The sequence below is a fragment of the Pseudomonas rhizophila genome (assembly GCF_003033885.1).
GTDB classification, from domain to species: domain Bacteria; phylum Pseudomonadota; class Gammaproteobacteria; order Pseudomonadales; family Pseudomonadaceae; genus Aquipseudomonas; species Aquipseudomonas rhizophila.
Genome location: NZ_CP024081.1, coordinates 1,098,036 through 1,121,880 on the forward strand (window position 1 = coordinate 1,098,036; position 23,845 = coordinate 1,121,880).

Here is a 23,845-nt window from a genome sequence, read left to right on the forward strand (position 1 = left end):
CTGAGTTAAGTGATGGGCGTGTGGTATCTCAGGTCAAACGCTTCGTTCCAGACGCCTGGCCAGGTAACAGGCCTCGTTATGATCGGTACGGAAACCTCTTACACGGCCAGTCGAGGTTTCTTCAATATGGAAAAAGCACTTACCGGCCAGAACCACCCGATAACGCGGTTGAAACAAAGAAACCGGCAGGTAATGGGCTTGGTCAAACCCGTCAGGCTTGTCAGCGATGCAAGGGGTGAGGGGTTGGGTCAGGGTTGTGAAAGTGGCCATGTGAATTCCTTTTCTATGGTTTACCGACGAATTACCGAGTGTTTTGAGTAGTCTCCACGCCTGCGGCTGCTCTAGAATCGGCAGCACCGTGTGGATGGCTGTGCCTATCTAAAGCAATTTTTTTTGCCCTCGATGTCAGAAAAATGCTTTTCTAAGTGAGAAATTTCCCTAAAGTTAGTAGTCCCACCTTTTCCGATGCTCAGAGTGGCGTTTTCCTTCAGCCTCTGACGACCCCGCGGGAAAGACGGCGAGAGTGGCAATCCTTTAGTCTTCTCTCGCCCCGGGGCAGGGCACGCCGTTCACTTCGAATTTTCAGTTACAGGTCCACTGCGACACACACAGTCGGCACGGGTTCTCGTGGTCCGTCCTTTTCAGAGGGCGGGCCGTTTACAAAGATGGGGATGTTTCCTTGGCAGTAAGTAATCTCGACATGCATGCGTTATTCGTACTTGGTGATCTGCGGGCAAAGCTGGTCAAGCAGTTCCAGTCGCGCTTCGTCTACATCACCGAGCAAACCGCCGAAGGTATTTATGTTGCCGAAATCGATACTGAATCGGCCCTGGTGGTCGATGACAAGCCCAGGCTTGAACTCAAAGTCGGTGATCATTTTCGTGCAGCGGTATTGCCCAGCCGTGAAGGTGGCAAGTTTGAAATCCGCTTTCGCGATATCAAGCTGACGGTCTATGGCCTTGGGGATTACGCTTTCGTGGCCACCCCCGGTGGCCACGCGATCCTGTTCAAGGAAGGGCACAGCGTGCTGACTGTTTTCGCCGCCAACGAGCAGTTGCACGAGGGCCTGACCAAGACCCTCAAGGCCGTGACCGCCAAAGCCGCCAAGTGGCGCAAAGGTGAACTCGTCACCTTCAAGGCCAGCGAGTGATGTGCACCACGTCAGCCTGATGGATGTGATAGGCGGGCTGACACAGCGTTCGGGTTTTGCGCCCTGCCAACGGTTTTCGCAAGGTCTGCGTGGAACCTCGGCTACAGTCAGTTGACTGAATTATTCAGAGGCTTGCGTCCGGTTACGCAGGACCGTTGAGCTATCGCTGTGTCTGGTACGAGGTGCAACGCATGAAACGAGTTCGACAGTGGTTGGCTGCCTGGGCCACCTGTGCGGTGTTGGTTTCGTCACTCCCGGCATCGGCCGCGCAGGCGCCGATCCATTTTGCCGACCTGAATTGGGAAAGCGGCAGTCTGATCACCGATATCCTGCGGGTCATCGTCGAAAAGGGTTATGGGCTGCCGACCGACACATTGCCGGGCACCACCATTACGCTGGAAACGGCGCTGGCCAACAACGACATCCAGGTGATCGGGGAAGAATGGGCCGGTCGCAGCCCGGTGTGGGTCAAGGCCGAGGCCGAAGGCAAGGTGATCGCCTTGGGCGATACCGTCAAGGGTGCGACCGAAGGCTGGTGGGTCCCGGAGTATGTGATCAAGGGCGACCCGGCCCGGGGCATCAAGCCTCTGGCGCCGGATTTGCGCAGCGTCGAAGACCTGGCGCGCTACAAGCATGTCTTCAAAGACCCGGAAAGCCCCAGCAAGGGTCGCTTCCTCAACAGCCCCATCGGCTGGACCTCCGAAGTGGTCAACAAGCAGAAGCTCAAGGCCTATGGGTTGTCCGACAGCTATGTGAATTTCCGAAGTGGTTCGGGGGCGGCGCTGGATGCGGAGATCAGCTCGTCGATCCGCCGGGGCAAGCCGATCCTGTTTTACTACTGGTCGCCTACACCGCTGCTGGGACGTTTCAAGTTGGTGCAGTTGCAAGAGCCTGCGTTCGATGCCGAGGCCTGGAGAACCCTGACCGATGCCGACAACCCCAACCCCAAGCCAACCCGCTCCCTGGCCTCGAAGCTGTCGATTGGCGTATCCGCGCCGTTTCAGAAGCAACACCCGGACATTGCCGAGTTCTTCAGTAAAGTTGATCTGCCGATCGAGCCGTTGAACAAGGCCCTGGCCGACATGAGCGAAAAGCACACACCGCCGCGTGAAGCCGCCGAGGCGTTCCTCAAGGCCCATCCACAGGTCTGGCAGGCCTGGGTGCCCAAGGAGGTTGCCGACAAAGTCGCCGCCGGTCTGTAGCGCGCCAGGTTGAACTCTTGATCTTGAGCAATGCGTCATTCGCCGAAAACCGGCAGTCTGCGCCCGTGCGGCGAAATGCCGAATTCGAGCTAGGATGATTGTTCAACCTTTCAAGGAGGCTGGCGAATGACGCTTTTAGTGGCTCGGTCGCTGGTCGCAGTATTTGCGACCATCAGCTTGATTCATTTGTATTGGGCCCTGGGCGGGCGATGGGCGGCCCTGGCGGTCGTGCCTCAGGTTCCGGTGAGGCAAGGAGAGTCGCTGCGTCCGGCGTTCAACCCATCGGGATGGCTGACGCTGCTGGTGGCCCTCGCGTTGCTGCTGATTGCAGTTCTGGTGTGCCTGCGGGTCGGCTTGCTGGCACCGCCCGTCACCCATCGAGCGTTGCAATGGCTGATCAGCGCGATCGCCTTGCTGATGTTCGCCCGCGCCATTGGCGAATCGAACCTGGTGGGTTTCTTCAAGGAGGTCAAGGGCTCGACGTTCGCCAAGCTCGACACCTGGGTCTATTCACCGTTATGTGTCGTGCTTGGCGCCGGCCTGTTGACGGTTGCCTGGGCCTGAGCGCAGGGCGCTTGTCGTGTCGATCAGGTCCCGGATCGAAGAGCCGTCCAGTGTTCCATCTCCTGGGCGATGAAGTGATTCACCAGGTCACTGTACATTTTCTCGATCGCATCCGGGCTAAGGCCCTCGGCCTCGGCCCATTGACGCCGGGTCGCCAGCATGGCCTGGAAGCGCTCCGGCGCACGCACCGCCGTGGCTGAGGTCTTGAACTTCGACGCTGCCAGTACGTACTGAAAGCGTTTGCCCAGCAGTTTGATAACGGCCTGGTCAAGGGCATCGATCTCGCGGCGGATGTCTTCCATATTCGCGCAATCGCAGGGTTGTAGCTGAGTGTGGACTTCCATGCAGTCACTCCTTGTTGAAGTAGGAACGGCCCAATCCGAGCCGATCTTCGATAAGACAGGAAACACCTTGCGCAAGCAAGGCCCCGTCGCCACAGAGGTAAATTCCTACGAGATTTTCGGATCACCTCTTGCCGCACCGCTGTGAGTGCACGGCTTTCTGTGGGAGCAAAGCTTGCTCGCGATGCAGGCACCTCGGCCCCCCGGAAGACCGCGTCATCTTCATCGCGGGCAAGCCTTGCTCCCACCATAGGTGAGCGCCTAACCACTAGCGCCGCCCCGTGCGTGTACTCACATCCACCCACACCGCCAGCACCAGAATGCTGCCCTTGACGATCATCTGCCAGTAACTGTCGACGTCGAGCATGGACATGCCGTTGTCCAGGCTGGTGATCACCAGCGCGCCGAGCAGGGCGCCGTAGACGGTGCCGGAGCCGCCGCGCATGGAGGTGCCGCCGATGAAGCAGGCGGCAATGGCGTCGAGTTCACCCATGCTGCCGGCCGAGGGTGAGCCCGCGGCCAGGCGAGCGGTGTTGACCACGCCCGCCAGGGCGCACATCACGCCCATGATGCCGAAGATCCACAGCTTCACCGCCTGCACGTTGATGCCGGACAGGCGCGTGGCTTCCATGTTGCTGCCCACCGAGTAGACCCGTCGCCCAAACACGGTCTGGCTGGTGACGTAGCTGAACACGCCGAGCAGCATCAGCAGAAGCAGCACGGGAACCGGAATACCGTCGTAGCTGTTGAGGGTATAGACGAACCCGGCCAGCACTGCGCCGATCAGCACCACGCGCAATACGTCACGCACCAGAGAGTGGGCCGCCAGGCCATGCAGGGCGCGATTGCGCCGCTGTTTCCAGGTCAGGAACAGGGTCAAGGCAAACAGCAGCACGCCCAGGCCCGTGCCGACGGAGTGCGGCAAATAACCCTGGCCGATGTAGACCAGCTCCGGTGACACCGGGGCGATGGTGGTGCCGTCGGTAATCCCCAGCAGAATGCCGCGAAAGGCGAGCATGCCGCCCAGGCCGACAATGAACGACGGGATGCGCAGGTAGGCGGTCATGTAGCCGTTACCCAGGCCAATCACCAGGCCGCACAAGGCGACCAGGCTCAGGTTCGCCAGCAGCGGGATGTGATAGATCACGTCGAGAATCGCCGCCAGGCCACCGAGCAATCCAAGCAGTGAACCCACCGACAGATCGATCTCACCGCTGATGATCACCAGCACCATGCCGCAGGCCAGAATCCCGGTGATGGACATCTGCCGCAGCAGGTTGGAGAGGTTGCGCGGGGTCAGGAACCCGCCCTCGGTCTGCCAACTGAAAAACAGCCAGATCACCGCCACGGCGATCACCAGCGCGAGCATTTTGTAGCGGCTGAAGAGTTGCTTGACCTGATTCATCTACGCGGACTTCCGATCATTATTGTTATGGTCTTCGGGGTGGCTGAGGGCGGCGGCGAGCACCTGTTCCTGTGTGAGTTCGTGGTTGATGAAGTCACCGCGCAATTGGCCTTCGCCGATCACCAGCACGCGGTCGGACACCCCCAGCACTTCGGCCAGTTCCGAGGACACCATGATGATCGACACGCCTTCGGCGGCCAGCGCGCCCATCAGCTTGTAGATCTCGTACTTGGCGCCGACATCCACGCCCCGGGTCGGCTCATCGAGAATCAGCACGCGCGGTTGGGTCAGCAGCATTTTGGCCAGCACGGCTTTTTGCTGGTTGCCGCCGGAGAGGCTGGTGATTGGCAGGAACGGGCTCGCGGTCTTAAGGTGCATGCGCGAGATTTCCCGGTCGATGCTGCCCAACTCCGCTTCGGTGTCGATACGGGTCATTTTCGAGTAGTTGTCCAGCACCGCCAGGGTGATGTTCTGGCCCACCCCCAGGTCGGGAATGATGCCTTGGCGCTTGCGGTCTTCAGGCACCATGCACAGGCCTGCGCGGATTGACTTGAGGGGCGTGCGCGTGTCGATCGGTTGGCCGTCGAGCCAGACTTCGCCTTCATGGCGGCCGGGGTAGGCGCCGAACAGTGCCGACACCAGTTCCGTGCGGCCGGCGCCGACCAGCCCGGCGATGCCGAGTATTTCCCCGCGCTTGAGGACGAACGAAATGTCGTCGACCCGTTTGCGTTTGGGGTTGTCGACGTCGTAGCAGGTGATATGGCGCGCCTCGAAAATCACCTCGCCGATGTCATGGGGTTCGGTGGGGTAGAGGTTGCTCATTTCTCGTCCGACCATCTGGGTGATGATCTTCGGGATGTCCATGTCGGTCATGGCGGTGGTGGCGATGTGTTTGCCGTCGCGGATCACCGAAATGGTGTCGCACACGGCGGCCACTTCATCGAGCTTGTGGGAGATGTACACGCAGGCGACGCCCTTGGCCTTGAGGTCGCGGATGATGTCCAGCAGCACCTCGATTTCCGAGCGGGTCAGGGCCGAGGAGGGTTCATCGAGAATCAGCAGGCGCGCCTGTTTGTTCAGCGCCTTGGCGATTTCCACCAACTGCTGGTAACCCCCGCCGTATTGTGAAACCGGCAGCGAGACGTTCATGTCCGGCACCTTGAGTTCACGCATCAGGGCTTCGGCACGGTGGATCATTGCCGGGTAGTTCATGCGTCCGCCGGGCAGCGTCAGCTCATGGCCCATGAAGATGTTTTCGGCCACCGACAGGTCGGGGACCAGGGTCAGTTCCTGATGAATGATGACGATCCCGGCGGCTTCGGTTTCGCTGATGGACTGCGCCTTGAGCGGCTGTCCGTCCCAGACAATTTCACCGTCCCAGGTGCCGTACGGGTAGACCGCCGACAGGACTTTCATCAGCGTGGATTTACCGGCGCCGTTCTCACCGCACAGGCCGACGCATTCACCTGGCCTGACCTTGATGTCGATGCCATTGAGGGCTTTGACACCGCCGAAGCTTTTGACGATGCCGTTCATTTGCAGCAGGTAGTCGGACATGGCGAGGGCTCATATGAAAAGGGCTCACACATAGGCAGAGGTGGTGACAGCCCTGGGGCCAGGCATCTCAGATGCAGCTAGCCAAGCAAAGCCCCTGTGGGAGCGAGCCTGCTCGCGATGGCGGCAGCACATACAACATCGATGCAAACTGAACCACCGCTATCGCGAGCAGGCTCGCTCCCACAGGTCTCATCCAACCCAGGGTTGTCCCAGGATCACTGCCCAGCGATCTGCGCCTTGGTATAGAACCCATCTTTTTCCAGCAGGTCGATGTTGTCCTTGGTCAACGGGGTCGGGGTGAGCAGGATGGTGTCGACTTTCTTGCTGCCATTGTCGTATTGCGAGGTGTAGGTGGGTTTCTCGTTACGCGCCAGTTGCACCGAGAGCTTGGCCGCTTCGGTGGCGATCAGTTTCAGCGGCTTGTAGACGGTCATGGTCTGGGTGCCGTCGATCACTCGCTTGACCGCTGCCAGGTCGGCGTCCTGGCCCGAGATCGGCACCTTGCCGGCCATTTTCTGCGCGGCCAGTGCCTGGATGGCACCGCCTGCGGTGGCGTCGTTGGAGGCGACGATGCCATCGATCTTGTTGTCGTTACGGGTCAGGGCGTTTTCAACGATGCTCAAGGCTTCGGTGGGGTTCCATTCCTTGACCCACTGTTGCCCGACAATCTTGATATCGCCCTTGTCGATGGCCGGTTGCAGCACTTTCATCTGGCCTTCGCGCAGGACCTTGGCGTTGTTGTCCGTGGGCGCGCCGCCGAGCAAGAAGTAGTTGCCCTTGGGCGCGGCTTTCAACACGCCGCTGGCCTGCATCTCGCCGACTTTTTCGTTATCGAAGGAAATGTAGGCGTCGATGTCGGCATTGAGGATCAGGCGGTCATAGGACACCACCTTGATCCCGGCCTTCTTGGCTTCGGCCACGGCATTGGTCAACACGGTGGCGTTGAACGGCACGATGACGATCACATCGACGCCCCGGGAGATGAGGTTTTCGATCTGGGAAATCTGTTTCTGCTCGTTGGCATCGGCCGACTGGACGAAGACTTTGGCGTCCATTTTTTCCGCCGCCGCGACGAAGTAGTCACGGTCCCGCGACCAGCGTTCCAGGCGCAGATCATCGATGGAGAAACCGATTTTCGGGTTGGTGGCGTCGGCCATGACCGGAAGCGAGAGCAGGGCGAGGGCGCCGGCGAGCAGCGTGAGTTTCAGTTTTTTCATGGTGGTGCGTCCTTTTATTGTTGTTCGAAAGACACTGCCTGACGATGAACGTGATGCGGGTAGAACTGTAGAGACTCCCGGGGGGCCGCGAGCAGAGATTTGTCGCGAGAATGTAACAACCTCTGCGCAGCGAACGGGGCCTGGTGTCAGGGGTAGATGAACCGGTTGACCACGTTTTCGAGCATCTCTTGCCGACCACTCACAGCCTGTGGATTGAGCTCGTTGTCGAAGGCGTGTTCGGCCAGTGAAGCGAGGCTGAACTCACCCGCCAGCACCGCCTGACCGAACGGTTGCTGCCAGCCGGCGTAGCGTTGGTCCTTGAACTGCTGGAGGCGGTCGTTCTGCACCATCGCCGCTGCACGTTCCAGGGCCAGGGCGAGGACGTCCATGGCCGCGACGTGGCCGTGGAACAGGTCAATCTCGTCCAGGCTCTGACGACGGACCTTGGAGTCGAAGTTGAAGCCGCCATTGCTGAACCCGCCGGCCTTGAGGATTTCATAGGTGGCCAGGGTCATCTCTTCGACGCTGTTGGGGAACTGGTCAGTGTCCCAGCCGTTCTGCGGATCGCCACGGTTGGCGTCGATGCTGCCGAAGATCCCCAGGGAGACGGCTGTGGCGATCTCATGATGGAAACTGTGCCCGGCCAGGGTCGCGTGGTTGGCCTCGATGTTGACCTTGATCTCCTTTTCCAGGCCGAACTGTTGCAGGAAGCCGAACACCGTGGCGCTGTCGTAATCGTATTGGTGCTTGGTCGGTTCCTGTGGCTTGGGTTCGATCAGCAGATCGCCCTTGAAACCGATCTTGTGCTTGTGCTCGACCACCATGCCCATGAAGCGCCCCAGTTGTTCGCGCTCGCGTTTCAGATCGGTATTGAGCAGGGTCTCGTAACCTTCACGACCGCCCCACAACACGTAGTTGGCCCCCTTGAGACGCAGGGTGGCGTTCATCGCGCTGAACACTTGGGCGGCGGCGCAGGCGAACACTTGCGGGTCCGGGTTGCTGGCGGCGCCTGCGGCAAAGCGCGGGTTGCTGAAGCAGTTGGCGGTGCCCCACAGCAGCTTGATCCCGGTTTGTTCCTGGTGACGCTCCAGGTGGTCGACCATCTGCGCGAAGTGGTTGCGATACTCCTTCAGCGAGTGGCCTTCCGGGGCGACATCGGTGTCATGAAAGCAGTAGTAGTCGATGCCCAGTTTGGAGAAGAACTCGAAGGCCGCTTCGGCCTTGCCGATGGCCAGTTCCATCGGGTCGCCGGCATGCTGCCACGGGCGTTGGAAGGTGCCGGCGCCGAACACATCGGATCCCGGCCAGACAAAGGTATGCCAGTAGCACACCGCCATGCGCAGGTGCTCGCGCATGGGCTTGCCGAGCACGAGTTTGTCGGCGTCGTAGTGGCGAAAAGCAAGAGGCGAGTCGCTGGCGGGGCCTTCGTAGCGAACCTTGTCGATGGCGGGAAAGTACGACATGGGCGATTTCCTTATTGTTCTTGGCGGTGTATCGATACTAACGCCGGCCCGGTGGCCGCTGATTATGAAAATCACCAAGGCACAGTGCGATTTTGAGTATTGAGATCCGACGGTCACGCGCCTAGTCTGTGGTCATCGGCCCAGGGTAAAAACCATGAAAACCGTCCCGCCCGTTCACCGCATTGCGTTGTTGTTCAACGGCAGCAAGATCTACGACCGAGGCATCATCAGCGGCATCGGCAACTACCTGAGCAGCACCCGCGCGTCCTGGGACCTGTTCCTTGAAGAAGATTTTCTCTGTCGGTTGAAAGGCATCGAACGCTGGCAGGGCGACGGGATCATTGCCGACTTCGATGACCCGCTGATCGGCGAAGCGCTGAGCGGGATCGGCTTGCCGGTGGTGGCGGTGGGCGGCTCTTACCAGGATGAGCGCGCTTATCCGAAGGGCATTCCCTATGTCGCCACCGACAATGAGGCCTTGATGAAGCTGGCGTACGAGCACCTGATCGAGGCCGGGTTGACGCGCTTTGCCTGCTTCAGCCTGCCGCAAGCACAAGCCAATCGCTGGGCCCAGGAACGGGAAAACGCCTTTCGCCGGCTGCTGCAACGCGATGGTCTGCACGCCGAGGTCTATCGCGGCATGGGCACCAGCGCGCCGCTCTGGGACAGCGCCGTCGAACAACAGATCGCCTGGCTGCAAAGCCTGCCCAAACCCATCGGTATCATCGCCGTCAGTGACGCCCGTGCCCGGCAACTGCTGCAGGCCTGCCTGACCGCCGGAATCGCCGTGCCGGAGCAGGTGGCACTGATCGGCATCGACAACGACCCCCTGACCCGCACCCTGACGCGGGTGCCGCTGAGTTCGGTGATCCAGGGCACCGAAACCATGGGCCGGACCGCCGCGCGCCTGCTCCATCAGATGCTGCACGGCATGCCGTCCACGGGCACGCAGGTGCTGATACCTCCGGATGCGATCAACGTCCAGGCCTCGAGTCTGCACCAACCGTTAGGCAACCCTTACGTCATGCAAGCGCTGCTGTTCATTCGCCAATATGCCTGCCAGGGCATCAAGACCGCTCAGGTGGCGGCCTATGTGGGCGTGTCGCGCTCCTCCCTGGAAGCGCACTTTCGCAAGGCGCGGGGCTGCAGCGTGCACGACGAGATCCTGCGCTTCAAACTGGCAGCGGCCGCCCAGGGCTTGGAAAACACCGACTCGGCGATTGCCGACATCGCCCAGAACTGCGGCTTCAAATCGGCGCAGTACCTGCACACGGTGTTTCGTCGAGAGTTTGGCTGTACGCCCCGCGAATATCAGCAGGGGGGCGGCACAGGCCACTGAACCGGTCTTCACCGCCCGCAACTATTGCTGGAAGCAATAGTGATCATTACGAAACACAAGTTCTGTTTTGTCGGCAATGCCTGGAAAATCCCCCCCATCGAACAGGTAACTCAAGCAGTTGGGGCGATGAGGTTTCACTCATCTGACCGCCACACACCCGATGCACCTGGCAGTGGCGGCAACCCGTAACGCAGTTCCGTTGCCTGATGAACCAACCTTTTATTTTCAGGACCAGACCAATGCGCCTTTTATTTGCGTCTTCCATGGCGTTTGCCTCCTTGTTGCTCGCCGGTTGTGCCAGCGCGCCGAACGACCCGACCCTGACCTTGCAGACCAGCAAGACGCCGGCCCAGTACGCCGACTGTGTCGTGCCGAAATTGCAAGACCACGCGATGAGCCCGACCGTCTCCCAGTCCCAACGCAGCTACCGGATCGTGGTGCCAAGCAAGGTGTCTGCGGACAACGTGCTGGAAGCCTACAAGGCCGGGAACGGTGGCAAGGTATTCATCTACGAGCGGCGTCTGTTGGCTTCCAGCTTCCTGCCTTCGAGTTTTGAACGTGCCGCACAGGACTGCATCTGAGGCCGGCCCGTACAGGTTTTTCACCGTGCTCCTTTGGTTGGCCGCAACCAACCATTTTTTTACCCCGCACCGCATTCGGTGGCGGGGTTTTTTTTGCCTGTGGGGAAGAGGGGGCAGATTCACTTGGGTCCGCTGCCCCGGCGTTGAGGTTTGACGAGAGGCTCTGCAATCGGCATATTTGCTCGTTAGTGATAATTAGTGCTCGTTTATGAAGGTTATAGATGCCATGACTTCAACTCACGAAGTGTTCCCCGGTGAACGCCAGCAACGGATCAGCGAGCGTCTGGCCCTGTATGGTCGGGTGATTGCGGCCGATCTGGCCAGCGAATTCAATGTCTCCGAGCACTCGATACGGCGCGATCTTGGCGTATTGGCGGCTGCGGGGTTATGCAAGCGCGTCTATGGCGGCGCGATCCTGTTGCCGGCCGTGGAACGGCCGATGGCCGTTCGAGTACGGCAGAACGTCGAGCGCAAGGACAGTCTCGGCCTGGCGGCGGCCTCGTTGCTGAGGGCGGGCCAGCATGTGTTCATCGATGCCGGCTCGACCAACCTGGCGATTGCCGGCGCCATCGATCCACGCCTTAAGTTGACGCTGAGCACCAATTCGCCGTTGATTGCCGTGCAACTGATGAAGCTACCCTGCGCCGAGGTGATCCTGTTGGGCGGACGCGTGAACACGGCGTCGGGCGGAGTGATCGGGCTGGCGGCTGTGCAGCAACTGCGGCAGTTCAATGTTGACCTGTGTTTTCTCGGCGCTTGCGCCATCGACCCGGACAATGGCATCACAGCGTTCGGCCTGGATGACGCGGAGTTCAAGCGCGCGGTCGTCGCGGCGAGCGGTCAGGTGGTGGTGGCCGTGACCAATGAAAAACTCTCCAGCATTGCCCACTATCAGGTGGCGTCGTGTGAAGAAGTCACCGCCCTGGTGGTGGAGCACGACGCACCGGGTGAACGCCTGGAGCCGTTCTTGGGCAGGATTGCCAACGTCATGAGCGCGCCCTGCGAACCTCGGCAGGCGTGAAGCGTGTGCTGTAGCGCCCACGACAATCAAGCGCATGTGTGGCGAGCCATTGTCGGCCACGCGATTTACCGCTAGTTTGCTGGCCCATCAAAAGTACAAAAATAATCAGGAGTCATCGATGCAACCGATTCGTCTCGGTCTGGTGGGCTACGGCAAAATTGCCCAGGATCAACACGTTCCCGCTATCCTCGCCAACCCTGTGTTCCAGTTGGTGTCTGTCGCCACCCAAGGGCAGCCCTGCGCCGGTGTGGAGAATTTCCGGTCCCTGGGCGAGCTGCTTGAAAACGGCCCGCAGGTCGATGCGATTGCGTTTTGCACACCGCCGCAAGGGCGATTCGCATTGGTGCAACAAGCGCTGGCCGCGGGCAAACACGTGCTGGTAGAAAAGCCGCCCTGCGCCACGCTGGGTGAAGCGATGGCGTTGGTGGATCAGGTACGCGAGCAAGGTGTCAGTGGTCTGTTCGCCTGGCATTCACGCTACGCGCCCGGCATCGAGGCGGCCCGTGACTGGCTCGCCAGCCGCACCCTGCAAAGCGTCAAGATCGACTGGAAGGAAGACGTACGCAAGTGGCACCCCGGCCAGGCCTGGATCTGGCAGCCTGGAGGCCTGGGTGTATTCGATCCCGGCATCAACGCGTTTTCAATCGTGACCCATCTGCTGGCGCTGCCGCTGTTCGTTGAGTCCGCCGAACTGCGCGTGCCGAGTAACTGCCAATCGCCGATCGCCGCCAGCATCAAGATGTCCGACGCGCAACACCTGGATGTCCGTGCGGAGTTCGATTTCGACCACGGTCACGACGAACTCTGGAGCATCGAGATTCGCTGCACCGAAGGCCTCCTGCGCCTGGACAACGGTGGGGCAGTGCTGAGCATCGACGGCGTTCGCCAGACCGTTTCCCAGGAAGGTGAATACGCGGCGGTGTATCGGCATTTCCAGCAGTTGATTGCTGACCAGGCCAGCGACCTGGACCTGCAGCCGTTGCGTCTGGTGGCGGACAGCTTTTTTCTTGGCAGTCGGACCTTGGTCGAGCCGTTTTACGACTAGCCACTGAGGGGGGAGGCGATTCTGGCCGTGCATACCCCATCCGGATCAGATCCCTCTGCCGCAAGTCATCCGAGCAAAATTCCGGCCGCTTCGCACCCGGCAGTCCCAGCTATCATTCACCGATACGAATACTCGGTGTGACCGACATGCCTACCCGCAGTTTTGCCGCAGCGCTCTGGTCGGGATCGATGCGGATGCGCACCGGCAAGCGTTGGACGATCTTGGTGAAGTTGCCCGTGGCATTGTGCGGTGCCACGGTCGAGTAGCTGACGCCGCTGGCCGGTCCCAGGCTTTGTACGGTGCCTTGCAGCGCCTCGCCCGGTAACGCATCCACCTCGATTTCCACGGTTTGACCTGTCTTGACGCGGGCCAGTTGTGTCTCGCGAAAGTTCGCGCTGATGTACACGGCCTCCAGCGGAACGATTGCCAGCAAAGGTTTTCCCGCGTTGACGAAAGCCCCGATGCGCACCGATTTTTGCCCGATCGTGCCGCTGATCGGTGCGGTGATTCGGGTATAGGACAGCTTCAGTCTCGCGAGGTCCAGCGCAGCCTGCGCGTGGGCGAGGGTTGCCTTGGCTTTTTCCAGGTCGGCCTTGAGAACGTCTACCTGCTGGCGAGCCGCCTGAAGACCCGCCTGGCTTTTATCCCGACTGGCCAGTTGCACGCTCAATTGCGCTTCGGCCTGTTGCTGCGCTTGCACGGTTCCCGAGCCGTCGGTGGCCAGGTTGCGATAACGGGCATGATTGACCTTGGCCAACTTGAGCGCAGCCTCGTCCGCGGCGACCGCTGCCTGTGCCTGGCGTATGACGGTGTCCTGTTGGATCAGGTGTGCTTGCAAGCTGGCGACTCCGGCACGGGCGCTGGCGAGCTGGGCTTTGGCGGCGTTCACGGCGGCAACGAAATCACGGTCATCGAGGGTTGCCAGCAGGTCGCCTTTGTTGACCGGCTGATTGTCTTCGACCAGCACCGTCTCAACCGTGCCCGATACCTGCGGCGCGACCGTGGTGAAGTCCGCGTGGACGTACGCATCGTCCGTGGACTGGATCGATGCACTGGATTCGGGACGATTGAAATACAGCACGCCGCCGATTGCCCCGACGAGCAACACGGCACTGATGATCTGGGCTTTCTTTGGTAAGGCCATGGTGGGTTACCCGTGTGAGGAGGAAGGTGACGGGGCTACTTGCGTGACAGGCGGGGGGATGCAGGTCAGCCGCAGCACGAGAGGAATCAGCAACAGCGCGAGCAAACCCAGTACGCGATAGGCGTCGGCGATCGACAGCACCAGCGCCTGCTGGCTGATGATGCCCATCAGCTGTGCCGGCTCAGGCGCAACCGCAGAGATGTTGCTGACCAGGGCGGTTTGGTCCAGCAACATTTCCCCATGGAAACGACTGCGCACGGTGATCAGTTGGGTGACCGCCGCCGCGCCGATCAGCGAGCCGAAGGCGCGTAGCGTATTGATGGTGCCGGACACATAAGGTCCTTCGGAGGGCTGTACCACGCTGGTGATCAGGAACAGCATCGACACCACCGCCATCGGTTGCCCAAGGGCTTGCAGTGTTTGCGCCAGGACGAACTGGTCGCGATTCCATTCGCTGGTCAACTGCGCGCCGCACAGACACGCCAGCGCGATCAGCAGCAGCCCCAACGCGAATACCACGCGGGCATCAACCCACTTCTGGTACAGCAGCAGCGCCACCAACGGCCCAAGGATCAGTTGTGGCAGCGCGACGATCAGGCCGATGGACGCCATCTGCAACGGTCGATACTGCTGAAGCGGGGTGAGATAGCTTGCCGGTAACAGTGAACTGGACATCAACACTACCAGCAGGGAAACGAACAGCGTGCAGCCCAGTCCCAGGTTGCGGCGTCCCAGGATTTGCAACTTGATGAACGGTGAAGGGTGATACCACTCGCTCACCAGGTAGATAGCCAACAGGGCCAGGCCAGCCACTAGCGATGAGATGATCAACGGCGAATGAAACCAGTCCAGCCGTACACCTTGATCCAGGGCGATGGCAATCAGGCCGAGCGCCGGTACACCGCAAGCCATGCCGAACCAGTTGGCCTGTGGAAAACGGTGCTGCTGGATGGATTCCTTCGGCAGGCCCCAGGCGATCAGGCATCCCGCGATGAGCGCCAGGGGAATGCTTTGCCAATACACCCACCGCCAATCATTCAGACCATCGGTCCAGTGTCCGGTCAACCAGATGGACAGATTGGGCGCGAAGGTCGCGGTCATCGCATACAGCGCCAAACCATATAGGCGGATGGGCGGTGGCAGGAATTTCAGGGCCGCCATCATCAGCAACGGAATCGTCGTGCCGCTGGCAATGCCTTGCACAAAACGCAAGGCCAGCAGCAGGTCCAGGTTATGGATCAAGGGCAGGATTGCCGCCAGCAGTGCACAGATGCCGAGCATCCACAGTTCCAGGCGTCGTACTGAAAGGGTAATGGCGAACCAGGCTGAAAAGGGCATGGCAATCAACTCCCCGGCACTGTACGCCGTGGTTAACCACGAGCCGTCGTCGAAGCCCAGGCCCATGGCCCCCCTGATGTCAGCCAACGCCAATGCGCCGACCCGGATATTCAACCCAGCCATCATCGCGGCGATGAAAATCCCCAGCAGACCCACCAGCGGACGTTTTGAAGGCGTGGCCTGGGGGGCTATGCTGGCCGTGACGGTTGCTGGCAACAATGTGGCGCTGTTCATGGGGCGGCCCTTGAGCGAGCTGAGCGAGGCGAGACACGGACCAGCGGGTCATCCGATGAAGACGCGGGCGACTCATCGATGCTCGCTTGCGGCGTGCTCTGCAGTCTCGCCGCCTCCCAACCACCCCCCAGCGACTTGTAGAGATTGACCACGGTGAGCGTGGCGTCGGTTGCGCTGGCATTGAGGCGGGTCTGACTGGCAAGCAGGTTGAGTTGCGCGGTCAGCACGCTCAGATAGTCGGCTGCACCTTGTTCATAGCCTCGTTCGGCGGCACGTAATGCCTGCCGGTTCTGTTCATAGGAAACCAGCAAATCCTCGTGCTGGCGCTGTTGGGCAGCCCAGGCATCCAGGGCATTGTCCACCTCGTGCCAGGCTCGCAATACGGTATGCCGATAGGTGATCGCCGCCGTTCTTTGCCGTGATTCGTTCAAGGCCAGGCGTTGCGTCAATCGTCCGCCCTGGAAGATCGGCAAGTAGACCGTCGGGCCGATGGAAAAAACACGGGAGTCCCAACTGGAGAGATCACCGCTTTCGAAGGCTTCCACGCCGATTCGACCTTTGAGCCCGATACGCGGGTAAAAGTCAGCCTTGGCGACACCGATGGCTGCGGTAGCGGCATGCAGCTGCGCTTCGGCACGCTGGATGTCGGGGCGTCGGTGAGCCAATTCGGAAGAGACGCCAACCGGAACGTGGGTTGGAAGCGACGGCAAGGGCATGGCTTGACGCAGTTGTACATCCAGTGCGCGGGGCTGCTCTCCCAGCAGCAACGCCAGTGCGTTCATCTGTGCATTGCGTTGTTGGGTCAGTTCGGGAACCGTGGCCTTGATTGTCGCCAATTGCGCGCGAGCGGACGAGGTTTCGAAGCGCGTGGCAACACCATTGCGCTCACGGCTTTCGGCAAGCCCCAGCGTGCGCTCGGCAATCGTCAGGTTTTGCTGGGCGATGTCCAGTTGCGCCTGGGTTCCGCGCAATTGCAAATAAGTTCTGGCCACTTCGGCGGACAAGGCTACCCGTGCGGCTTCGCGATCATGGATGGTGGCTTGCAGGGTCGCCGCAGCGCCCTCGCGCCCGCGTTGCGCTCGGCCCCAAAGGTCGATTTCCCAACTGGCATCGAAGCCTAGTTGCCAGAAATTGCCGGGGCCCACAGGCGCACCCAGCGCGGCGAACTTGCCATGTTCGCTGAGCCTCTCACGGGCGTAGCTGGCGTTGGCATCCACGCTGGGTAGCAGGCGCGAAGAGGCGATGCCCAGTTGCGCTCGGCTTTGTTCAATGCGTTCGCCGGCTATCTGTAAATCAAGATTGCCCGCTTGGGCACGCGATTGCAGTTGGGCGAGTAACGTGTCGTTGAACAGCAACCACCATTGGGAGGGCACTGCCGCGTCGGACATGGGGGCGACATTCGCGTGTTCTGGCCGCGGTGCCAGCTCTACGACCCTCAGCCCGCTTTCCGGTTTCATGAAGTCGGGGCCTGCCGTACAACCGGCCAGGGACAACACGCCAAGCGTTGCGATTGCGCTCGTGAACTTCAGGATGCGTGGGGGTGACTCTCTGAAAGCCGACATTGCCTGTTCCTGAAAGGTTGCAGCGTTGCCCGGCGAGCGTGCGCCATGGCGTCGATAAATCTTCGGCAGCGACGTGCTCGCTGTGAATTCATGTTATTGACGCGGGCGTGCAGGCGCACTTCTACATGGGTTCAGCAAAGCCATACCTCAGTGGCGGGGAGATATACGAAGGTATGGAGGGGCGAGGGGCTTACTGGGATCAGTGCCGTTGCAGCACAGCAGTTTCGATGCAGCCTAACAATCGGCCGGCTTCACAGGGTTTGGGCAGGCAGGCAACCAGTCCCGGTGTGTCGGCACCCAGGTGCGGGTAAGCGGTAATGAATATGGTGGGGATCTGAAAACCCATCGCGTTCAGTTTTTCGTGCAACTGCACACCGCTCATTCCCGGCATCTGGATATCGGAAATCAGGCAGTGCGTCTCTGCGAGGGTGTTGGCGTCGAGGAACGCCAGGGCGTTGCGATAGGTTTGGACTTGATAGCCGCTGGAGCGCAACAAGCCTTCCAGAGCTGTCCGAACGGATTCGTCATCATCCACGACGGCTATCGTCGCGGTATTGCGTTTTGGGGTGTCGTGCATAGTGGGTCGCTCGTGACAGCGCCTGTCGTCATTACACGATACGCGGTCTCGAAGGGCGTAAAAGTATACCTACGTATAGCGTGTTAAGACTAAAGGCTCGACGTTGGCCTGATTCGTTCACTCACGGTCGGCGGCGCGTAACCCAGGGGATACTTGCACTGTACCCGGGTACAACTGACCTCGGCTGGTTGCCTGCGTAGACTGGCGCCCATCGCCGGGTGCAGATTCGCCACCGCCGGTCTGCGCGCATTGCCGATTAATCCGCTGTCGCTCAATGAAATCACTTGAAGGGCTTTGATGAGGCGCTAATCTAGGCTTTGACAACACGACCCGTTCTGGATCCCGGTACAGCCTCATCAACGGTCCTCCAGCCAAGCCACGGAAGCCGCCCCACGCGACGACATCGGCACTTGCGATATGACACAGGACGACAGCCCAACGGCAGCGTGCGGCCTATAACACAACTGATTGATCCGTGCCGATGGATAACCACATGCAAGTATTATGGGACGATGGCGAGCGAATTTTCTGTCGCGAATCACGACTGGGCGTAGAGGGCGATCGCAACGTCCTGATAGCGCGGCCTGCCGCCGAACAACCGCCTCCCGGCTGTATTGACCGTCTGGCTCATGAGTTTAGTCTCAAGGATGAACTGAACAGTAGCTGGTCGGTGCGGCCTCTGGAAATGGTGCGCGACGGCACCCGAATGCAGTTGGTGCTCGAGGATCCAGGGGGCGAACCGCTTGTGCAGTTGCTCAACGTCCCCATGGACACGGCAATCTTTTTACCCCTCGCCGTGAGCATCGCCTCGGCGCTGGGCAAGCTCCACCAGTGCGGCCTCGTCCATAAGGACATCAAGCCCAGCCATATCCTGGTGAACTGCACCGACGGGCAAGCCCGGCTTACCGGCTTTGGTCTTGCCTCGCGACTGCCGCGGGAGCGGCAGGCGCCCGAGACCCTGGCCGGTACGCTCGCCTATATGGCACCGGAGCAGACCGGCAGGATGAATCGCTCGATCGATTCGCGCTGTGATCTCTATTCTTTCGGCGTCACGCTGTACCAGATGTTGACCGCCTCGTTGCCGTTCACGGCAGCCGATCCGATGGAGTGGGTACACTGCCATATCGCCAAAAAGCCCTTGTCACCCCGCGAACGGGTCGCCTCTGTTCCCCAAATGCTTTCTCGGATCGTCATGAAGCTGCTCGCCAAGACCGCCGAGGAACGTTACCAGACGGCCGCCAGTGTCGAGCATGATCTGCGACGGTGCCTGGCAGACTGGCAGCAGTTGTGCCAGATCAATGTCTTCGTCCTGGGCGAGCAGGGGGCATCCGAGCGGCTGCTGATTCCGGAAAAGCTCTACGGGCGTGAGCGTGAGGTCGCTACCCTGGTTGCGGCGTTCTCCCGGGTCGTTGAAAGCAGTGCACCGGAGTTGGTGCTGGTCACGGGTTACTCCGGTATTGGCAAGTCCTCGGTGGTCAATGAGCTGCACAAGGTGCTGGTGCCGCCACGAGGGCTTTTTGCCAGTGGCAAGTTCGATCAGTATCGGCGTGACGTTCCCTATTCAACGCTGGTGCAGGCTTTTCAGAGCCTGGTGCGCACGCTGTTGGGCAAGAACGACACGGAACTGGCGAGCTGGCGTGACGCTTTGCTGCAAGCGCTGGCTGCCAATGCGCGGCTGATGACCGATCTCATTCCCGAGCTCAAGCTGATCATCGGTGAGCCACCGCCGGTGCCGCCGCTTGATCCTCAACAGGAGCAACGCCGTTTTCTTCTGGTGTTCCGGCATTTTATTGGTGTATTTGCCCGCCAGGAGCATCCGCTGGCGCTGTTTCTCGACGATCTGCAATGGCTCGACGCTGCCACGCTCGACCTGCTGGCGGATCTGTTGACCAGTTCGGACGTGCGGCATTTGATGCTGGTAGGGGCATACCGCAGCAACGAGGTGGACGCCTCGCATCCGTTGACTGCCAAACTCGAGGCCATTCGCCGCGCAGGTGGCAAGATCGGTGAGATCTCGCTGGCGCCGCTGGGCAAAGTGCATGTCGAGCAACTGATCGGCGATGCGCTTCATGACGAACCTGAACGCATCGAGCCCTTGGCGCAGTTGGTTCTGGATAAAACCGCCGGCAACCCGTTCTTTGTGATCCAGTTTCTGCAAGCATTGGCCGATGAGCAACTGCTGACTTTCGATCATGAAACTCGGCAGTGGTGGTGGGACCCCGATCGTATTCATGCCAAGGGCTACACGGACAACATTGTGGACTTGATGGTTGGCAAACTGGTTCGCTTGCCGAGCGAAACGCAAGATGCGTTGCAGCAGCTTGCCTGCCTGGGCAGCGTCGCCGGGTTCAAGGCGCTGTCCACCGCTCTGGGCGTGCCCAAGGCTCAGGTCCGCGCGCTTTTTTGGGAGGCGACTCGCCAGGAACTGGTCGAGCGGCGCGACGGTGGTTATGGGTTTGTTCACGATCGTATTCACGAGGCCGCTTACACACTGATCCCCGCCGACTTGCGCGCCGCTGCTCACTTGCGTATCGGTCGGCTGCTGGTGGCGCAAACGTCCGCTCAGGAGCGCGAGGAAGCGATTTTCGAGATCGTCGGCCAGCTTAATCGCGGCGCTGCGTTGCTCACTGACCAGGACGAGCGAGAGCAACTGGCGGCGTTCAACCTGATGGCCGGTCAACGGGCCAAGGCGTCGACAGCCTTTGCTTCAGCGCTCAACTACCTCACCGCCGGGGCGCAGATGCTGGGCGACGATGCCTGGGGGGCTCACCATGAGTTGATCTTCGCCCTGGAACTCAACAGGGCCGAGTGCGAGTTTCTCTCCGGGCAACTGAGTGTCGCGGACGAGCGCCTGAGTGCGCTGGCCAAGCGTGCTGTGACGGTGATCGAACGCGCCAGCGTCGCTTGTCTGCTAATGGACGTCTACCTGCTTCTGGATCGCAGTGACGGTGCGGTCGCTGTCTGTCTCGACTACCTGCGACATGTGGGGATCGTATGGTCGGCCCATCCGAGCGACGATGACGTGCGCCACGAGTATGATCGAATCGGGACTTTGCTGGGAGAACGGACCATTGAGGAGCTTATCGATTTGCCTCTGATGGAAGACGCGACCGCCCTGGCGACCCTCGACGCGCTGGGCAAGCTCTTCGCGCCAGCCTTGCAGAGCGAAGCGAACCTGGCGGACCTGTTGATCTGCAAGGCGGTCAACCTGAGTCTTGAGCATGGCAACTGCGATGCGTCCTGTGTGCTCTATGCCAATTTGTTCAGGGTCGCTGGTAGACGTTTCGGGGATTACCAAGTGGGTTTGCGGTTTGGTCAGCTGGGCTGCGAACTCGTCGAAAAGCGCGGTCTGACGCGATTCGAGGCCAGCACGTACTTGTGCTTTTCCTGCTTTGCCGTGCGCTGGATGAAGCCTGTGGAGCAGTGCCGAGACCTGTTGCGCCGCTCGTTTGTGGCGGCGAACCGGATCGGTGATCTGCCCTATGGCGCCTACGCGGGCAACAACCTCACCGCTGATCTGCTCTTCGCCGGTGAGCCGCTGGCCGGTGTACAGGACGAGGCCGAACGCGGCCTGGCCTATGCCAGGAAGGTGCGCTTCGGGCTGGTGACCGATTTCATCCTCACGCAATTGGCGTTGATCCGGATGCTGCGAGGGTTGACCCGCGGCTTCGGCCGCCTGGATGGCGGCCCGTCAAACGAAATCGACACCGAAGCCCACTTGTCCAGCAACCCGGATCTGGTATTGGCTGAGTGTCTGTACTGGGTCCGAAAACTGCAGGCCCGCTATCTGGCCGACGATCCTGTATCGGCCCTTGAGGCGGCCACCAAAGCGCAGCGTTTGCTCTGGGTTTGCCAGGCGTTCTTTGAGGAAGCCGAATATCATTTCTATGGCGCCCTGGCGCGGGCCGCCTGCTGTGACAGCGCCCCAATGGATGAGCAGAGGCAGTATCTGGTCGCGATGGCCGCCGATCACCGCCAGCTCCAGACCTGGGCGCAGCAGTGCCCGGAGAACTTCGCGAGTCGCGCCGCGCTGGTCGGCGCCGAAATTGCCCGGGTCGAAGGGCGCGTGATCGACGCCGAGCTACTCTACGAGCAAGCCATCGACGCCGCGCAGCAGAGCGGTTTCGTGCATATCGAGGCGCTGGCCAATGAACTGGCGTCGCGCTTCTACGCGGCGCGCGGCTTTGCCAAGGTCGCTCGCGTCTATCTGCAGGACGCCCGTTACGGTTACCTGCGCTGGGGGGCCGAGGGCAAGGTGCGACATCTGGAGAGCAAGTACCCGTCGTTGAGCACTGAAGAACCTGCGCTTGGGCCGACGACGATGACGACTCTCGTCGACCACCTTGATCTGGCCACGGTTCTCAAGGTCTCCCAAGCCGTGTCGGGAGAAATCGTCCTGGAGAAGCTGATCGACAGGATCATGTTCACGGCGATTGAACAGGCTGGTGCCGAGCGTGGGCTGTTGATTCTCCCGGACGGCGGTGAGTACCGGGTAGCGGCGCAGGTCACCACCGGCGGCGACACCACACAATTGCACGACGTTGCGGTGAGCGCGACGCTGTTGCCAGAGTCGATCCTTTATCACGTCCTGCGCACCCAAGAGACCGTTTTTCTTGATGATGCGCTGGTTGCCGGGACGTTTGCCGAAGATCCTTACATCCGTCAGCAACAAGCTCGTTCTATTCTCTGTCTGCCCTTGATGAATCAGGCTAAGCTCGTCGGCGCGCTCTACCTGGAAAACAACCTTGCCGCCCGCGTGTTCAGCCCGACCCGGATCGCCGTGTTGAAACTGGTGGCTTCCCGGGCGGCAATCTCGTTGGAAAATGCCCGGCTTTACCGCGAGGTCGCCGAACGCGAAGCGAAGATCCGGCGCCTAGTGGACGCCAACATCATCGGGATTCTGTTCTGGAATGCCGAGGGCGACATCATTGAGGCCAATGATGCGTTCCTGCGCATGGTGGGCTATGCGCGAGAGGACCTCACCTCGGGCCGTCTGCGCTGGAGAGACCTGACCGTACCGGAGTTTCTCGAACTCAGCGAGCGCTCGTTGGCCCAGGCGCTGCTGACCGGGCAAGCCAGTCCCTATGAGAAGGAATATTTCAGGAAGGATGGCAGCCGCGTGCCGGTCATCGTCGGGCTGGTGACGTTCGAAGCCAGCAGCAGGGAAGGGGTCGCCTTCGTGCTGGACCTGACCGAGCGCAAGCTGGCGGAGGAAAAAATCCGTGAGAGCGAGCGTCGCTATCGCGAGGTGCAAACCGAACTGGCCCACGCGAACCGCGTCGCGACTATGGGGCAGTTGGTTGCCTCGATCGCCCACGAAGTCAATCAGCCGATCGCTGCGGCCATTCTCAACGCTGATGCCGCGCTGCGCTGGTTGAACGCCCAACCACCGGAGATCGAGGAGGTCCGGCAGGTCCTTGGTCGCCTGATCGTCGATGCCAATCGAGCGGCAGATGTGCTTGGCCGCATTCGCGGGCATATCCGCAAGGCGCCGCCGCAGAAGGGGTTGGTGGATATTAACGCTGCGATCAGCGAGATGATCGAATTTACCCGCAGTCAGATCATCAAGAGCGGTGCTTCAATACAGACGCAATTGATGGACGGTATGCCTTTCATCGAAGGCGACCGTGTCGAGCTGCAGCAGGTGTTGCTCAACCTGATCATGAATGCGTTGGAGGCGATGAGTGCTGTCGGCGAAGGTGAACGGCAGTTGCTGATCCGCGCGGCGCCGGGCGATGGTGGAAACGTGGTCGTGAGTGTGAGCGATTCAGGGCCAGGTTTCGCCTCGCAGAGTACCGATCTGGTTTTCACTTCGTTCTATACCACCAAGCCCACCGGTCTGGGGTTGGGATTGTCAATCTGTCGTTCGATCATCGAGGCCCACGGCGGTTGCCTGCGGGCGCACGCAAACCAGCCTCGGGGCGCCACTGTGCAATTCACGCTGCCCATCGCTCAGCAATGAAGGCCATACCCAGCTTTGTCAGCGCCAACATTGGGCTGACAACGGCCTGCCTAACAGGTTATTCATACTTAGGTTTAAAGACCGTATATAAAGAGGTCACTTAAACCAATCGCATGTACAAATGAAGCGCCGCCAGCCCCGCG

18 protein-coding genes are annotated in these 23,845 nt (G+C 60.5%); 8 read left to right on the forward strand and 10 right to left on the reverse strand.

What is annotated here, in order from left to right; genetic code table 11:
• Positions 1–33: 33 nt before the first annotated feature.
• Entirely contained in the window at positions 34–270 is a 237-nt protein-coding gene (locus CRX69_RS05155; RefSeq protein WP_107321656.1) for a hypothetical protein, read from the reverse strand.
• 430 nt (positions 271–700) lie between these two features.
• Between CRX69_RS05155 and CRX69_RS05160 the strand changes: the two genes are divergently transcribed.
• The 3 genes from CRX69_RS05160 to CRX69_RS05170 all read left to right on the forward strand — a co-directional run bounded on the left by CRX69_RS05160 (position 701) and on the right by CRX69_RS05170 (position 2,916).
• Positions 701–1,150 carry a hypothetical protein gene (locus CRX69_RS05160; protein WP_047230210.1) on the forward strand — a complete coding sequence of 150 codons (450 nt, stop codon included), beginning with the start codon at positions 701–703 and terminating at the stop codon, positions 1,148–1,150.
• Positions 1,151–1,341: 191 nt separating this feature from the next.
• Complete coding sequence (locus CRX69_RS05165; RefSeq protein WP_107321657.1) at positions 1,342–2,352, forward strand: ABC transporter substrate-binding protein; 1,011 nt, start codon at positions 1,342–1,344, stop codon at positions 2,350–2,352.
• 126 nt (positions 2,353–2,478) lie between these two features.
• On the forward strand, positions 2,479–2,916 hold the full coding sequence (locus CRX69_RS05170; protein ID WP_047230212.1) for a DUF3995 domain-containing protein: 438 nt from the start codon (positions 2,479–2,481) through the stop codon (positions 2,914–2,916).
• 23 nt (positions 2,917–2,939) lie between these two features.
• On the opposite strand, the gene CRX69_RS05175 is transcribed toward CRX69_RS05170, so the two are convergent.
• The 5 genes from CRX69_RS05175 to xylA form a co-directional block, all read right to left on the reverse strand.
• Entirely contained in the window at positions 2,940–3,260 is a 321-nt protein-coding gene (locus CRX69_RS05175; protein WP_047230213.1) for an isochorismate lyase, read from the reverse strand.
• A gap of 265 nt (positions 3,261–3,525) precedes the next feature.
• Positions 3,526–4,662 (reverse strand): sugar ABC transporter permease, encoded by a 1,137-nt coding sequence (locus tag CRX69_RS05180; protein WP_047228915.1) that lies wholly within the window; start codon positions 4,660–4,662, stop codon positions 3,526–3,528.
• The gene (gene xylG, locus CRX69_RS05185; protein WP_047228916.1) at positions 4,663–6,219 is read right to left on the reverse strand and encodes a D-xylose ABC transporter ATP-binding protein; all 1,557 of its coding nucleotides are present in this window, start codon (positions 6,217–6,219) and stop codon (positions 4,663–4,665) included.
• 215 nt (positions 6,220–6,434) lie between these two features.
• Positions 6,435–7,436, reverse strand: a complete 1,002-nt coding sequence (xylF, locus tag CRX69_RS05195; RefSeq protein ID WP_047228917.1) for a D-xylose ABC transporter substrate-binding protein — start codon at positions 7,434–7,436, stop codon at positions 6,435–6,437.
• Between the two features lie 146 nt (positions 7,437–7,582).
• Positions 7,583–8,899 carry a xylose isomerase gene (xylA, locus tag CRX69_RS05200; protein ID WP_047228918.1) on the reverse strand — a complete coding sequence of 439 codons (1,317 nt, stop codon included), beginning with the start codon at positions 8,897–8,899 and terminating at the stop codon, positions 7,583–7,585.
• A gap of 154 nt (positions 8,900–9,053) precedes the next feature.
• Here xylA and CRX69_RS05205 point away from each other — a divergent pair, with 154 nt between their 5' ends.
• The 4 genes from CRX69_RS05205 to CRX69_RS05220 all read left to right on the forward strand — a co-directional run bounded on the left by CRX69_RS05205 (position 9,054) and on the right by CRX69_RS05220 (position 12,885).
• Positions 9,054–10,238, forward strand: coding sequence for a XylR family transcriptional regulator (locus tag CRX69_RS05205; RefSeq protein WP_107321659.1), 1,185 nt, complete (start codon positions 9,054–9,056; stop codon positions 10,236–10,238).
• A gap of 239 nt (positions 10,239–10,477) precedes the next feature.
• A complete protein-coding gene (locus CRX69_RS05210; protein WP_047228920.1) occupies positions 10,478–10,819 on the forward strand; it encodes a lipoprotein in 342 nt (113 codons plus the stop codon).
• Between the two features lie 226 nt (positions 10,820–11,045).
• Positions 11,046–11,840: a DeoR/GlpR family DNA-binding transcription regulator gene (locus CRX69_RS05215; RefSeq protein ID WP_076385256.1), complete on the forward strand. Its 795-nt coding sequence runs from the start codon at positions 11,046–11,048 to the stop codon at positions 11,838–11,840.
• A gap of 118 nt (positions 11,841–11,958) precedes the next feature.
• Positions 11,959–12,885 (forward strand): Gfo/Idh/MocA family protein, encoded by a 927-nt coding sequence (locus CRX69_RS05220; protein WP_107321660.1) that lies wholly within the window; start codon positions 11,959–11,961, stop codon positions 12,883–12,885.
• 112 nt (positions 12,886–12,997) lie between these two features.
• On the opposite strand, the gene CRX69_RS05225 is transcribed toward CRX69_RS05220, so the two are convergent.
• The 4 genes from CRX69_RS05225 to CRX69_RS05240 form a co-directional block, all read right to left on the reverse strand.
• Complete coding sequence (locus tag CRX69_RS05225; protein WP_107321661.1) at positions 12,998–14,029, reverse strand: HlyD family secretion protein; 1,032 nt, start codon at positions 14,027–14,029, stop codon at positions 12,998–13,000.
• Positions 14,030–14,035: 6 nt separating this feature from the next.
• Positions 14,036–15,601 (reverse strand): MFS transporter, encoded by a 1,566-nt coding sequence (locus CRX69_RS05230; RefSeq protein WP_107321662.1) that lies wholly within the window; start codon positions 15,599–15,601, stop codon positions 14,036–14,038.
• Entirely contained in the window at positions 15,598–17,163 is a 1,566-nt protein-coding gene (locus CRX69_RS05235) for an efflux transporter outer membrane subunit (RefSeq protein ID WP_107321663.1), read from the reverse strand. The genes CRX69_RS05230 and CRX69_RS05235 overlap by 4 nt, the downstream gene beginning before the upstream one ends.
• 199 nt (positions 17,164–17,362) lie before the next feature.
• On the reverse strand, positions 17,363–17,740 hold the full coding sequence (locus CRX69_RS05240) for a response regulator transcription factor (RefSeq protein WP_107321664.1): 378 nt from the start codon (positions 17,738–17,740) through the stop codon (positions 17,363–17,365).
• A 493-nt stretch (positions 17,741–18,233) separates the two neighbouring features.
• On the opposite strand from CRX69_RS05240, the gene CRX69_RS05245 reads away from it, so the two are divergent.
• Entirely contained in the window at positions 18,234–23,702 is a 5,469-nt protein-coding gene (locus CRX69_RS05245) for a trifunctional serine/threonine-protein kinase/ATP-binding protein/sensor histidine kinase (protein WP_107321665.1), read from the forward strand.
• Positions 23,703–23,845 lie beyond the last annotated feature (143 nt).